Annotated in this window: 12 protein-coding genes; 2 read left to right on the forward strand and 10 right to left on the reverse strand. The window is 63.4% G+C overall.

From position 1 onward, the window contains the following. Nucleotides 1-44 precede the first annotated feature (44 nt). The 9 genes from UC34_RS21295 to UC34_RS21335 form a co-directional block, all read right to left on the reverse strand. Nucleotides 45-488 carry a (2Fe-2S)-binding protein gene (locus UC34_RS21295; RefSeq protein ID WP_044457095.1) on the reverse strand — a complete coding sequence of 148 codons (444 nt, stop codon included), beginning with the start codon at nucleotides 486-488 and terminating at the stop codon, nucleotides 45-47. 255 nt (nucleotides 489-743) lie between these two features. Beyond that, nucleotides 744-1,685: an AraC family transcriptional regulator gene (locus tag UC34_RS21300; protein ID WP_044457096.1), complete on the reverse strand. Its 942-nt coding sequence runs from the start codon at nucleotides 1,683-1,685 to the stop codon at nucleotides 744-746. A 344-nt stretch (nucleotides 1,686-2,029) separates the two neighbouring features. Next, nucleotides 2,030-2,659, reverse strand: a complete 630-nt coding sequence (locus UC34_RS21305) for a HutD/Ves family protein (RefSeq protein ID WP_044457097.1) — start codon at nucleotides 2,657-2,659, stop codon at nucleotides 2,030-2,032. After that, entirely contained in the window at nucleotides 2,656-3,924 is a 1,269-nt protein-coding gene (locus UC34_RS21310) for a glutamate-5-semialdehyde dehydrogenase (RefSeq protein ID WP_044458530.1), read from the reverse strand. The genes UC34_RS21305 and UC34_RS21310 overlap by 4 nt, the downstream gene beginning before the upstream one ends. Before the next feature lie 265 nt (nucleotides 3,925-4,189). Further along, a complete protein-coding gene (gene holA, locus UC34_RS21315; RefSeq protein ID WP_044457098.1) occupies nucleotides 4,190-5,269 on the reverse strand; it encodes a DNA polymerase III subunit delta in 1,080 nt (359 codons plus the stop codon). Between the two features lie 37 nt (nucleotides 5,270-5,306). Next, nucleotides 5,307-5,822: an LPS-assembly lipoprotein LptE gene (locus UC34_RS21320; RefSeq protein ID WP_167370677.1), complete on the reverse strand. Its 516-nt coding sequence runs from the start codon at nucleotides 5,820-5,822 to the stop codon at nucleotides 5,307-5,309. A gap of 145 nt (nucleotides 5,823-5,967) precedes the next feature. Continuing rightward, nucleotides 5,968-8,559 carry a leucine--tRNA ligase gene (gene leuS / locus UC34_RS21325; RefSeq protein ID WP_044457099.1) on the reverse strand — a complete coding sequence of 864 codons (2,592 nt, stop codon included), beginning with the start codon at nucleotides 8,557-8,559 and terminating at the stop codon, nucleotides 5,968-5,970. Nucleotides 8,560-8,921: 362 nt separating this feature from the next. Further along, entirely contained in the window at nucleotides 8,922-9,719 is a 798-nt protein-coding gene (gene dapB, locus UC34_RS21330) for a 4-hydroxy-tetrahydrodipicolinate reductase (RefSeq protein ID WP_044458532.1), read from the reverse strand. Nucleotides 9,720-9,842: 123 nt separating this feature from the next. Beyond that, a complete protein-coding gene (locus tag UC34_RS21335; RefSeq protein ID WP_237165172.1) occupies nucleotides 9,843-10,544 on the reverse strand; it encodes an outer membrane protein assembly factor BamE in 702 nt (233 codons plus the stop codon). Between the two features lie 165 nt (nucleotides 10,545-10,709). On the opposite strand from UC34_RS21335, the gene fur reads away from it, so the two are divergent. Further along, nucleotides 10,710-11,141 carry a ferric iron uptake transcriptional regulator gene (gene fur / locus UC34_RS21340; RefSeq protein WP_039393197.1) on the forward strand — a complete coding sequence of 144 codons (432 nt, stop codon included), beginning with the start codon at nucleotides 10,710-10,712 and terminating at the stop codon, nucleotides 11,139-11,141. Between the two features lie 169 nt (nucleotides 11,142-11,310). Next, nucleotides 11,311-12,174 carry a GumC domain-containing protein gene (locus UC34_RS21345; RefSeq protein ID WP_044457101.1) on the forward strand — a complete coding sequence of 288 codons (864 nt, stop codon included), beginning with the start codon at nucleotides 11,311-11,313 and terminating at the stop codon, nucleotides 12,172-12,174. Between the two features lie 108 nt (nucleotides 12,175-12,282). Here UC34_RS21345 and gap read toward each other — a convergent pair whose 3' ends face one another. Beyond that, nucleotides 12,283-13,293: a type I glyceraldehyde-3-phosphate dehydrogenase gene (gap, locus tag UC34_RS21350; RefSeq protein WP_044457102.1), complete on the reverse strand. Its 1,011-nt coding sequence runs from the start codon at nucleotides 13,291-13,293 to the stop codon at nucleotides 12,283-12,285. Between the last annotated feature and the right edge of the window lie 4 nt (nucleotides 13,294-13,297).

Here is a 13,297-nt window from a genome sequence, read left to right on the forward strand (position 1 = left end):
TGGTTGTGGCGAGCGCGGTGGGCGTCGTGGCGGGCGTCGTCGTGTCAGCGTTTTGCCGCGTCATGGATCGCCTCCCGGATACGGTGATAAGTAGCGCAGCGGCAGAGATTGGTCATCGCCTCGTCGATTTGCGCGTCGGTCGGATGCGGATGCTTGTCGAGCAGTGCGGCGGCAGCCATGACCATGCCGGACTGGCAGTAGCCGCATTGCGGCACGTCCTTGGCGATCCATGCCTGTTGAATCGGATGCGAGCGCGCGCTCGAGAGCGCTTCGATGGTCGTGATGCGTTTGCCGGCCACCGCCGAGACGGGCATCACGCACGTGCGTGTGGCCACGCCGTCGATATGCACCGTGCAAGCGCCGCACGCGCCGATGCCGCAACCGTATTTGGTGCCGGTCAGGCCCGCGGCATCGCGAATGACCCAGAGCAAAGGCGTGTCGTCTTCGCCATCGAAGACGAAGGGCCGCCCGTTGAGTTGGAATTCCATTGACTCTCCCGTTGTGTCTGCGCGCTGCCGCGGTGCGCCTCCAGGGGCACCGGCAGACGGCGAGTGAATTCTCACAACGAGGAAATTGCCGGACAACGGCCGCGCGGCCCGAAAAGGATGCCATTCGTCCAGAGACGGGAAAACCCTCACGGGTGACGGTTGTCGCGGGTGCGGTGGGTGTCGCGGGGGTCGCGACTGTGGTGGCGGTGGCCGCTTTGCCGCTTTGGTGAACGTAAGGCGTATGTGCGGCCCGACTCAGCCGCCGAGTTCGCAGCTTCGCAGGTATTCGCGAGGTGGCAGGCCGTAGCAGCGACGAAACGCGCGGGTGAAGGCCTTTTCGGACGCATAGCCGACGGCATCCGCCACGTCGCCGATGCGTGCGCCCGCCCCCGCGAGACGCTCGGCCGCCAGATACATGCGATGCGTGGTGAGGTACGTCATCGGCGACTCGCCGACGAGTTCGCGAAAACGCAGACAGAACTTCGAGCGGGACATGCCTGCGATCACGGCGAGTTGCTCCACGGTCCACGGCCGCTGCGGTGCTTCGTGCATGGACGCGATGGCGCGCCCCAGCTGCGGATCGGTCATGCCGCGCAACCAATGCGTGCTGGCGCCACCGTGCTTGCTCAGATAGGCGCGCAGAATCTGCACGAACAACACGTCGGCCAGACGTGCGACGGCGACACGCCATCCCGCCCCCCTCTGCATCGATTCCTCGATGAACCCCGCAATGGTAGTGGTGAGCAAGGCAGGGACGGCGGGATCGCCGGCACGAATGTGAATGAGCGGCGGCAGCGACGCGAGCAGCGGATTACGAACGCGGTCACGGAACATCACGACACCGGTGTACAGATCGCTTACCGGACCGTCGCCCCCGGCGCGAAACGCCAGCGGCGTGTCGAGGCGAGGCTCGATGCCCTGCGCCGACATCATCGCTTCGAAGACGATCGGCACCTCGTCCAGCGATGAGCACATCACGTGCTCGTGCCCATGCGGGAGCAGCACGCAATCTCCCGGCTCGACACGCACCGGCGCCATGCCCGCCACGACGAGATAGAACGGTTCGCCCATTGCCGTGCGAAACGGCGCACCGTCGAGCGCCGGTTTGCGTAACGACCAGGGGGCGCCGAACGTGAAGCGGCCCGTGACGACGGCATCCGCGCGCAAATCGCTCAGCACGTCGCTCAGCGGGTCCATCGCGTCCCGCCTTGCGCTCCACTTTGCGCCCCACAGCCGCACTTTTGTTTCATGGGTGGAACCTTGATTTACTTATGGATAACCGAAGTATGCCGTTTTGCTGACCGGAAAAGTATTGGGATTGTCCTGAGGGCGCGACAGGAAGGTTGGCGGGGTCGCCGGGACACACGCGTGTGAGCGCTGCGGCGGAAGCGGGCGCGGAATCCTGCGCGCGATGGCGCGCCGCGTGGGCGGGATGCTGAAGTGCGAGCCTGTGTCCGGCGGGGCAGGACACAGGTGCGATGTGGCGCTTGCGGATCAGTGACGTTGGCGACGCCAGTGGCGTCAGTGGCGTCGGAGCGACTTCAGTGGCGCGCGAGAGTGGTGAGGAAGACGTCTGTAGCCGCGTCGACGGCCTGCAATTCGCAATTGAGTCCACCTTCGGTACGGTCGATCTCGTTCATCTCGTTGATCAGCAGCGCATGACCCGCCGCAAGGGTCGTCTGCGCATCGCCGAAGGCGACACGCACCTCGCCGTGTGCGCAGTAGAGAAACGCCACGGCGGTATGCACCGGCAGCGGCCAGGTCAGCGTCTGCCCTTCGAGACGGTGTTGCGTCAACGTGTGCCGCCATTCGCCGCGACGTGTCATGACGTTGAAGTCGTCAATCGGCACGCCGGGCACATCGAGTACCGGCGTGCTGCTCACGGCCAGTTCCCCGGCGAAGGCGTAGGGCGGCGTGTGCGTCGTCAACGTGACATCCGGACGCCCCTGCACGTTGAGCGTAAGCGTGCCGCCCCGGACGATAGCGAGCGACCGGTCAATGCCGGCGAATACCGAGAACGGGCCGGGTGCAGCCACCGTGGCCGTGCTGATACGCCAGTCGAAACCGTCTTCGCCGGGTCGACGCGCCACGGCGAGTTCAGTCGTGACACCCTGACCGTTCTTCCACGGCATTGTCAGAAAGTCGGCCGGGCCGAGCACTTGTCGTTTCATTGGCGGACTTCACCGTGACCGAACACGACATACTTCAGGCTCGTGAGTCCTTCGAGACCCACGGGGCCACGCGCGTGCAGCTTGTCGTTCGAGATACCGATTTCCGCGCCCAGACCGAACTCGAACCCGTCGGCGAAACGCGTGCTCGCGTTGATCATCACGCTGGCCGAGTCCACTTCGCGCAGGAACTGCATGGCGTCGGTGTAGTTCTCGGTCACGATGGCGTCGGTGTGATGCGAGCCGTAATGGTTGATGTGGGCGATGGCCGCCGCCATGCCGTCGACGATCCGGATGGCCAGCACCGGCGCGAGGTACTCCGTCGACCAGTCTTCCTCGGTTGCGGCGATGGCGCCGCTTACGCCGGCTTGCGCCAGGGCGGCCAGCGTGCGCTCGCACCCCCGCAATTCGACCTGCTTGCTCTGGAACATGCGCGCGATGGCGGGCAACTGACCGATGGCCTGCTGATCGATGAGCAACGTCTCCATCGTGTTGCAGGTGCCGTAGCGATGCGTCTTCGCGTTCTCGCAAATTGCGAGCGCCTTGGCCGGGTCGGCCTGCGCGTCGACATAGACGTGACAGATGCCGTCGAGGTGCTTGATCATCGGCACGCGGGCGTCCTGCATCAGACGCGCGATCAGGCTCTTGCCGCCACGCGGCACGATCACGTCCACGTATTCCGTCATGGTGATGAGCTCGCCGACCGCCGCGCGATCCGGTGTGCTCACGACTTGCACGGCGTCCCCGGGCAGGCCGGTGGCAGCCAGCGCATCGGCGATGAGCGCCGCCAGCGCCGTATTGCTCTCGATGGCCTCCGAGCCGCCGCGCAGAATCGTGGCGTTGCCCGACTTGAGACAAAGCGCCGCGGCGTCGATGGTCACATTGGGACGCGATTCGTAAATGATGCCGATCACGCCCAGCGGCACACGCATCTGGCCGACCTGAATGCCGCTCGGCTGCACACGCACGTTGCCGATTTCACCGATGGGGTCGGCCAGGCTCGCGATCTGGCGCAACCCTTCGATCATCGTGCGCAGGGCTTTGTCGGACAGCGTGAGACGGTCGATGAACGCTGCATCCTGACCGTTGGCCCGTGCGCGCTCGAGGTCGCGGCGGTTCACTTCCTGCAAGCTCGCGCCTTCACGCTCGATGGCGTCGGCAATCGCGAGCAGGGCGCGGTTCTTGGCAGCGGTATCGGCGCGCGCCATCGCACGCGACGCTTCGCGCGCGCGTTGGCCCAGCGACTGCATGTAGGCTTTGATATCCACGTTGATATCCATATCGTCGGCTTCAATGTTGGCGATCGTCTCGCCGATGGGTTCTGTTGACTCTTGTTCTATTGACTCTCGGCGCGCGCCGCGTTCGATAAACGCGGAGAGCGCCGCTGGCATGTCGCCTGTGTTGCGCAAGATTGTCCGTCAATTACGCAGGCCTTGCTCGCGCGTCTCCCGTGTCTCGGGAGCCATGACGACCCATGACGGTCCAGGACCGCCCAAGACGGCAAGACGCTCAGGAGGGAATGTCGGGCGCGCTCTACGCGTGCGCCGGGCGAGGCGCACGAACGGAGCGCGCCATCGGCGCTCGCTCGCCGGCGAGCAGCAAGCCGAGTTGCAGCATGCCGTCCCACGGGTCGCCCGGCAGGCCTTCGGCGCGCAAGCCCTTGACCTGCCGGTCCAGACGAGCAGCCAGTTGCAGCGCTTGTGCGAGCATGGGCGCGGTGACGCGATTGGCCGCCTGTTCCATCAGACGCTCGCGCGGGCCCCAGACACGGTACTCCCGCAGCAGCATGGCAAGCGGTTTGCCCGACGCCATGCCGCGCGTGATCTTGGCGAGCGTACGGACCTCTTCCGTCAGTGCCCACAGGACAAGCGGTGCGGCCTCGCCCTCCCCGCGCAGGCCGTCGAGCATGCGCACCAGACGCGCCACGTCGCCCGAGAGCACGGCTTCGCTGAGCTTGAAGACATCGTAGCGGGCAACGTTGAGCACGGCATCCTGCACTTGCTCGAATGTCAGGGTGCCCGACGGATACAGCAGGCCCAGTTTCTGAATTTCCTGATGCGCGGCAAGCAGGTTGCCTTCGACGCGATCGGCGATGAACTGCAATACGCGCCGCCCCGGCTCACCCGCTTCGACCCGCTGCCCCTGCATACCGAGGCGCTGGGCGATCCAGTCCGGCAAACGCACACGGTCGACCGGATCGACCTTCACCGTCACGCCCACGCGATCGAGCGACGTGAACCAATCGGACTTGCTGGCTGCCGCGTCGAGTCGGGGAAGCGTGATGATGGTCAGCACATCGCTATTGGCCGCATCGGCATGCGCCTTGAGCGCCGCACCGCCGTCCTTGCCCGGCTTGCCGCCGGGAATGCGCAGTTCGATGAGCTTGCGGTCGCCGAAGAGCGACATCGATTGTCCGGCATTGGCAAGCGCGCCCCAATCGAAGCTGCGCTCGACACTCAGCACGTCGCGCTCGGTGTACCCGCCCGCACGCGCCGCCGCACGCACGCGATCCACCGCCTCCTGGACGAGCAGGCTCTCGTCGCCGTAAATCGTGTAGACCGGCGAGAGGGTTTTGGCGAGGTGCGCGTCGAGCGCGTCGGGCCGCAATTGCATGATGACTGTCGGTATGTGCCTGCGAACGGTTCGGAAATTACTCTTCGCGCTTGATTTCCGGCATGGACTTCACCGCTTCCATGCGTCGAATGATCTGATCGACGGCATCCTTTTGCATATCGCGATTGAGCAGCGCCGCTTCCGTGTCGCGCGCCGTCGTCTCGTTGTCGCTGTACGGCAAATTGCGCACCAGGCGGATGGTCGTCAACGGAATGATGGGTCTGCCGTCCGGTGTCACAAGCTGAAACGTGAATGCGCTGCGCATTTCATACTCGCGCGCCTGACCGTTCGAATCCAGACTGACCGCCGTACGGGTGTTGCTAATGCCCACGATCTCCAGCCGCGCGTCCGCATCTTTCGGATCGGTGACGACCACGGTGCCCTTGCTACCGTAGCGGATGTATCGCGAGATATCGGTCGCCATCTGTCCACCGCCCGAAATGTACAGACGATGAAACGCATACTCGCTCGCCCCGCGCAACTGGAAGCCGCAAGCGCTCAGCGTCAATGCGGTCGCCAGCAACGCGATCCAGCCGAAAACCCTGCGCGTCACACCGACGCCTCGTTGCCCGAATGTCATTTGCACGGAATGTGCCCTCTTCTGGCCAAACTTGAACTTCACCGGTGGCGGCGGTCGCCGCCCCGGCGCTTGCGAATACGCGACTGCGCAACTACGCGAATCAATGAATACCGGCGGATCAGACCACGACGTTCACAAGACGGCCCGGCACGACGATGACTTTCTTCACCGGCTTGCCTTCACCGAACTTGGCGGTCATTTCGTGTGCGAGTGCCGCCTGTTCGATGGCTTCACGCGAGGCGTCCTTCGCCACGCGCACCGCGCCGCGCACCTTGCCGGCCACTTGCAGCACGAGTTCGATTTCGTCCTGCACCAGCGCCGCTTCGTCGACTTCCGGCCACGCGGCGTCGAGCAAGTCGCCCGATTGTGCGGCGTAACCCAGTTCCACCCACAGACCATGCGTGACGTGCGGCACCACGGGGTACAGCACGCGCAGCAGAATGCCGTAGCACTCACGCACCGCGCCGGCACCGGCCGCCCCCTTGTCGCTCTCGATGGCGTTGAGCATCTTCATCGCCGCCGACACGACCGTGTTGTACTGCACACGCTGGTAGTCGTAGTTGGCTTGCTTGAGCACACTGTGAATTTCGAGACGCAGCGCCTGTGCCGCCGGATTCGCGGTGTCGATGGCCGCATCTGCCTGACGCAGCAACGCAGCGTGCGACTGACCGAAGCCCCACAGACGACGCAGGAAGCGGCTGGCCCCTTCCACACCGGCGCCCGACCATTCGAGCTGTTGCTCCGGCGGGGCGGCGAACATCACGAACAAACGCGCCGTGTCCGCACCGTACGAATCGATCAGCGACTGCGGATCGACGCCATTGTTCTTCGACTTCGACATCTTTTCGATGCCACCGAGCGTCACGTCTGCGCCGTCGGCCTTCGAGGTCGCACCGACCGGGCGGCCCTTGTCGTCGAACTGAACCTGCACGTCGAGCGGGTTGAACCAGGTCTTCTTGCCCGCCGCATCCTCGCGATAGAAAGTCTCGTTGAGCACCATGCCCTGCGTGAGCAGGTTCTGCGCCGGCTCCTTGAAGCTCACCAGTCCCAGGTCGCGCATGACCTTGGTCCAGAAGCGCGAGTAGAGCAAGTGCAGGATCGCGTGCTCGATACCGCCGATGTACTGATCCATCGGCATCCAGTAATCGGTGCGCTCGTCGACCATGGTCTTGGCGTCCGGGCAGGCGTAGCGCGAGAAGTACCACGACGAATCCACGAACGTGTCCATCGTGTCCGTCTCACGGCGCGCCGGCTTGCCGCACTTCGGGCAATCGCACTTGAGAAACGCTTCGGACTTGGCCAGCGGGTTGCCGGTACCGTCCGGCACGAGGTCTTCGGGCAGCACAACCGGCAGGTCCTTTTCGGGGACCGGCACGGCGCCGCACGTATCGCAGTGAATAATGGGGATCGGCGTGCCCCAGTAGCGCTGACGCGAAATACCCCAGTCGCGCAGGCGGAACGTGACCTGCTTGTCGCCCACGCCTTGCGCCTTGAGGTCGGCAGCGATGGCGTCGACGGCGGCCGCAAAGCTCAGGCCATCGTACTTGCCGCTGTTGATCAGCGTGCCTTCCTTCTCGCCGTACCAGGCTTGCCAGGCATCCGTGGAGTACGTCTGGCCTTCGACGGCCACCACCTGACGAATCGGCAGATCGTACTTGCGGGCGAACGCGAAATCGCGCTCGTCGTGGGCCGGCACGCCCATCACGGCGCCTTCGCCGTAGCCCATCAACACGTAGTTGCCGATCCAGACTTCGACCTTGTCGCCCGTGAGCGGATGCGTCACGAAGAAGCCCGTGGGCATGCCCTTCTTTTCCATCGTGGCGATGTCGGCCTCAGCCACGCCGCCCTGCTTGCACTCGGCGATGAACGCCTGCAAATCCGGGCGATCCGCAGCCAGACGCGTTGCCAGCGGGTGCTCCGCTGCGATGGCGGCGAACGTCACGCCCATGATCGTATCGGCACGCGTGGTGAATACACGAAGCAGTTTTTGCTCGCCGTCGAGTTCGTACGGGAAGCCGAAGTTCACGCCGAAGCTCTTGCCGATCCAGTTCTGCTGCATCACCTTCACGCGCTCGGGCCAGCCGAGGTCGTCCAGGTCGCCGAGCAGTTCGTCGGCGTACTCGGTGATACGCATGTAGTACATCGGAATTTCGCGCTTTTCCACCAGCGCGCCCGAGCGCCAGCCGCGACCGTCGATCACCTGCTCGTTGGCGAGCACGGTCTGATCGATCGGGTCCCAGTTGACGGTGCCCGTCTTCAGATACACCACGCCCTTTTCGAGCATCTTCAGGAACAGCCACTGGTTCCAGCGGTAGTACTCCGGCTTGCAGGTGGCGACTTCGCGCGACCAGTCGATCGCCAGCCCCATCGCCTGCATCTGCTTCTTCATGTAGTCGATGTTGTCGTACGTCCACTTGGCCGGCGGCACGCCGTTGGCCATCGCGGCGTTCTCGGCGGGCATGCCGAAGGCGTCCCAACCCATCGGCATCAGCACGTTGTAGCCGCGCATGCGCATCTGACGGTACATCACGTCGTTGATGGTGTAGTTGCGCACGTGCCCCATATGCAGCTTGCCCGACGGATACGGCAGCATCGAGACGCAATAGAATTTCGGTTTGTCCGCGCGCTCGGTGGTCTTGTAGGCATCGATGGCCTGCCAGTGTGACTGGGCGGTGGCTTCGACGTCGGCGGGAACGTATTTTTCTTGCATGATGGGTCGGCGGATAGGATTCGGCTCGGCTTCGACCCCGTTGGTACGCGGCAACAGGTGCGCGGTACGCAGAATTTACGGGGCGGATCCGGGGAAAACGATGATTATAACGCCGCCGGAGGTCGATTCGGCGTGACGTTGGCGAGGGGGCGTGACGTTTGCGTCACTTTGGCTTCCCGTTGGTGAGCGGGGTGCCGACACCTGACATGAAGTCGGCCAAGGGCGTGGCCGCCGGGTTTTCCGCTGGGTACGCAAGGTACCGTTCACCGGAAGATGCTACCGATGGCGCCGACAATGCGTCACCCGACGCGCTGCGGCACCACCGATTGCCTGGTGAAGCCCGGTGCGATGCCCGCGCTGGATCAACGTAGGCCCAGCACGTCCTGCATGTCGAACAGACCGGTCTTGTGTTGCGCGAGAAAGCGAGCGGCGCGCAGCGAGCCCTGAGCGTACGACAGGCGGCTCGACGACTTGTGCGTGATCTCGATACGCTCGCCAATGCCGGCAAACAGGACCGTGTGATCGCCCACGATATCGCCGCCGCGCACGGTGGCGAAACCGATGGTGGACGGGTCGCGCTCGCCGGTGACGCCCTCGCGGCCGTAAATGGCGCATTCCTTCAGGTCTCGGCCCAGCGCCTGCGCCACGACTTCGCCCATGCGCAACGCCGTGCCCGACGGGGCATCGACCTTGTGACGGTGGTGCGCCTCGATGATCTCGATGTCGTACCCCGTGTTCAGGATCTTGGCGGCGATTTCGAGCAGCTTGAACGTGGCGTTCACGCCCACGCTCATGTTCGGCGCAAAGACGACCGCAACACGCTCTGCGCCCTTGGCCAGCAGCGCCTTGTCGGCGTCGGAGAAACCGGTCGTGCCGACGATCATCTTCACGCCGTGCTTCTCGGCGGCGGCCAGATGGGCCAGCGTGCCCTCGGGGCGCGTGAAATCGATCAGGTATTCGGCATTGGCCAGCGCGGCGTTGAGGTCCGACGTGATCTTCACCCCCGTGTCGCGCCCCAGGAATGCCCCGGCATCGATGCCGAGTGCGGGGCTGCCTTCGCGGTCGAGCGCGCCAACGAGTTCGGCATCGTCCGCCGCGAGTACGGTTTCGATCAGCATCCGGCCCATACGGCCGGAGGCGCCAGCAATCGCAATCTTCATCATGGTGAGTCTTTCGTCTACTTTCTACAGTCGTTCTGCGGCTTACCGGGGCTTACCGCAGCCGTGATGCACGTGATGCACTTTATGCACGTATGCCGGCAAGCCGTTACGCGCTGACGCGACTTATTGCGGGGCAGAGAACAGGCCACCGCCGGACGTCACGCGCGGCGAGGGAACGAGGCCGGAGCCCATCCCGGCACCGGCGGCACCGGTCATGGGCGCCGTCGGCGTTGCGGAGGGCGCCGATTGCGGGGCCGGCTTGGCGGCATCAGCGACGTTGGCCGCCGCAGCGTCCGTCGACACGGTGGCGACGCCGGTCGGCGCGACAGCGCTCGCATCGGGCGACGGCGCAGCACCTTCAGCCGCCGCAGCGCTGGCGGTCGACGGGGCCGGCGCTTCGGTCTTCACGGTCTTGCCCTTCTGGCCGTCGATTTCCTGCACCAACTGATATTCGGTCGGCAGGTTCTCGCCACCTTCCCAGCGAGTCAGCGCGTCACCTTCGAAGTACACTTTCAGGTGACGTTCCTGCACCACCGACGCGTTACCGCGCTTGAAGTAGAAGACGTAATCCCAGCGATTCGCGTGGAAGATATCGGTGAGCAGCGGCGTGCCGAGCAGTTGACGGACCTGATCGCGCGTCATGCCGGCCTTGAGCTGCTCATAGGCTTCCTTCGAGACGAAGTTGCCCTGAACGATGTTGATTCGATACGGCGTGACGACGCCGATCACTTTGTCGGTCACGCTGTCGTACGTCGAGCAGCCAGCCAATGCCAGAAAGGCCGCGGCAGCGCACACGGAGAACGGAAGGGAGAGATAACGACGCAAATCTGACTCGCTTTCAAAAAAATCGAACTTGAATCCGGCACGCCGGGCGCGCCGCCACATCGCCCCCGTTGACGGCACAACCGTCCCGTTTGCCCCGGTTTGCGCCCGGGCAAGGCAAAAAGGCATTATTATTGGGGCTGTATTGTACTCTAGGGACGTAGAGCGATGCCGAATCCCGCCGATCTGAAAAATATCGGACTGAAAGCCACGCTTCCGCGCCTCAAGATTCTGGAAATCTTCCAGAACAGTGAGGTGCGCCACTTGACCGCTGAAGACGTATATCGTCATCTGCTCGGCGAAAATCTCGACATTGGTCTGGCCACGGTCTACCGTGTGCTGACGCAATTCGAGCAGGCCGGGCTATTGTCGCGCAGCAACTTTGAATCCGGCAAGGCCGTTTTCGAGCTCAACGAAGGCCACCACCACGACCATCTCGTGTGTATGGACTGCGGCCGTGTCGAGGAATTCTTCGACGCGGAAATCGAACGCCGCCAGAAGTTGATTGCCAAGGAACGCGGTTTCGCGCTCCAGGAGCACTCGCTCGCCATGTACGGCAGCTGCACGAAGGACCCTTGCCCGCATCGCCAGAAAAACTAAAAGAGACTTTGCCAGAGCGCTTTCCCGAGAAGGCATTCTGGGATTTTTCATGTCCCGTGCGATCCAGGTGAACTGAGCGCCGTAGCGCATCGTCTACAATATTCCTCCGTCAACCACGTATAGACGCAATTTGCGTCTTCACGGGACCGCATTAACGCTTGGCCCCTCTATGACCCACGACGATTTGCCCAACGACATGGCACAGAATGACGTAGACGAAATTACGTTCGCAGATGTTCTCGGATTCATTCGCGAAAATCTGAAAAGGATCGCTGGCCTGGCTGTATTAGGTGCTGTGATCGGTATTGCCGGCACTTTTGCGATTCACAAGCAGTGGCAGGGCACGGTGACCCTACAAATCGGCCGCGCCGCTGGCTCGCCCGTCGTGGGTCCCGACGGCCCATTGATCGAATCGCTTCAGCAAACCGTCGGTCGAATTCAGCTCAGCACATTCCGCGACAAGGTCATGGCTGACGTATTCCCGGAGAAGCAAGGCGACGTGGACGCTTTGCGTCGCATGACGGCGTGGGGCGCACTGAAAGCGCGCACCATGCCGGGCACGGCCTACGTCGAGATAACCACACGCGGACGCTCGCCTGAAGAAGCACAACAAGTGCTGACGGTAGCCGCACAACATGTTGAAACCGAACACGCCGCCATTCTCGAGCGCGCTCGCGCGTTGCCCAAGCAACAACTAAGCGTGATCGACGCTGCCATCGAATCCAACACCAAAGCGCAGGAGCAGTTGAACGCGGCGCTTGCGCACTCCAAGAATACGGATTCTCTGCTGGCACTGGGCGCAGTGCAAAGTAGCCGCACCGAGCGGGCGGCATTGAACGACAGCCGCTATCGGGTCTCTCAGCTCCTCGCGCCGGATCAGTCATACAACACTCGTGTTGTGAGCAATATTCAAATCGACGCGAGCCCGGTGTTTCCGCGCAAGTTGTACTTCGGCATCGGCGGTCTGGTCGTTGGCGCCATCTCGGGTGTTCTGCTGGGCTTGCTGCGCAAGACCCGTACACGCTCGGCCTGATTCCGCATCGCTACAAGAGGCGTCGTGCCGGACACGTCTGGCGCGAACCCGCCAAAATAAAAAAGCCGCTGTCGAGAGACAGCGGCTTTTTTGCTTCGGTACCGGCGATTACTTCGCAGCCATCAGCGCGACAGTGGTGTCGAGCATACGGTTCGAGAAGCCCCACTCGTTGTCGTACCAGGAGCTGACCTTCACCAGACGACCCGAAACCTTCGTCAGCGTGCCGTCGAAGTTCGACGATGCCGGGTTGTGGTTGAAGTCGACCGACACCAGCGGCGCCGTGTTGTACGTTGCGATGGCCTTGAGCGAACCTTCAGCGGCTTCCTTCAGGATCGCGTTGACTTCGTCCACCGTCGTATCGCGCTTGGCGATGAACGACAGATCGACGATCGACACGTTGATCGTCGGAACGCGGATGGCGTAGCCGTCGAGCTTGCCATTGAGTTCCGGCAGCACCAGACCGACAGCCGAAGCAGCGCCCGTCTTCGTCGGGATCATGCTCATCGTGGCCGAGCGGGCGCGACGCAGGTCTTCGTGGTAGACGTCGGTCAGCACTTGATCGTTCGTGTAAGCGTGAACGGTCGTCATCAGACCCGTTTCCAGACCGATCTTGTCATGCAGCGGCTTGACCAGCGGCGCCAGGCAGTTCGTGGTGCACGAGGCGTTCGAGATGACCGTGTCGGTCGACTTGAGCACACCTTCGTTCACACCGAACACCACGGTGGCGTCCACATCCTTGCCGCCCGGTGCCGAGATGATGACCTTCTTCGCGCCGCCCTTCAGGTGGGCGCTGGCCTTTTCCTTCGTGGTGAAAAAGCCCGTGCACTCGAGCACGACGTCCACGCCCAGTTCGCCCCACGGCAGTTCGGCCGGGTTGCGGTTGGCCAGCACGCGGATCTTGTCGCCGTTGACGACCATGTAGTCGCCATCGACCGTCACGGTGCCCGGGAATTTGCCGTGCGCCGTGTCGTATTGCGTGAGGTGAGCGTTCGTCTGCGCGTTACCGAGGTCGTTGATGGCAACGATTTCGATGTCGTGCTTCTTACCGCCTTCATAGTGGGCACGCAGTACGTTGCGGCCGATACGGCCGTAGCCGTTAATAGCGACGCGAATGGTCATGGGG

This window comes from Pandoraea vervacti, assembly GCF_000934605.2.
In the GTDB taxonomy this organism is placed as follows: Bacteria; Pseudomonadota; Gammaproteobacteria; order Burkholderiales; family Burkholderiaceae; genus Pandoraea; species Pandoraea vervacti.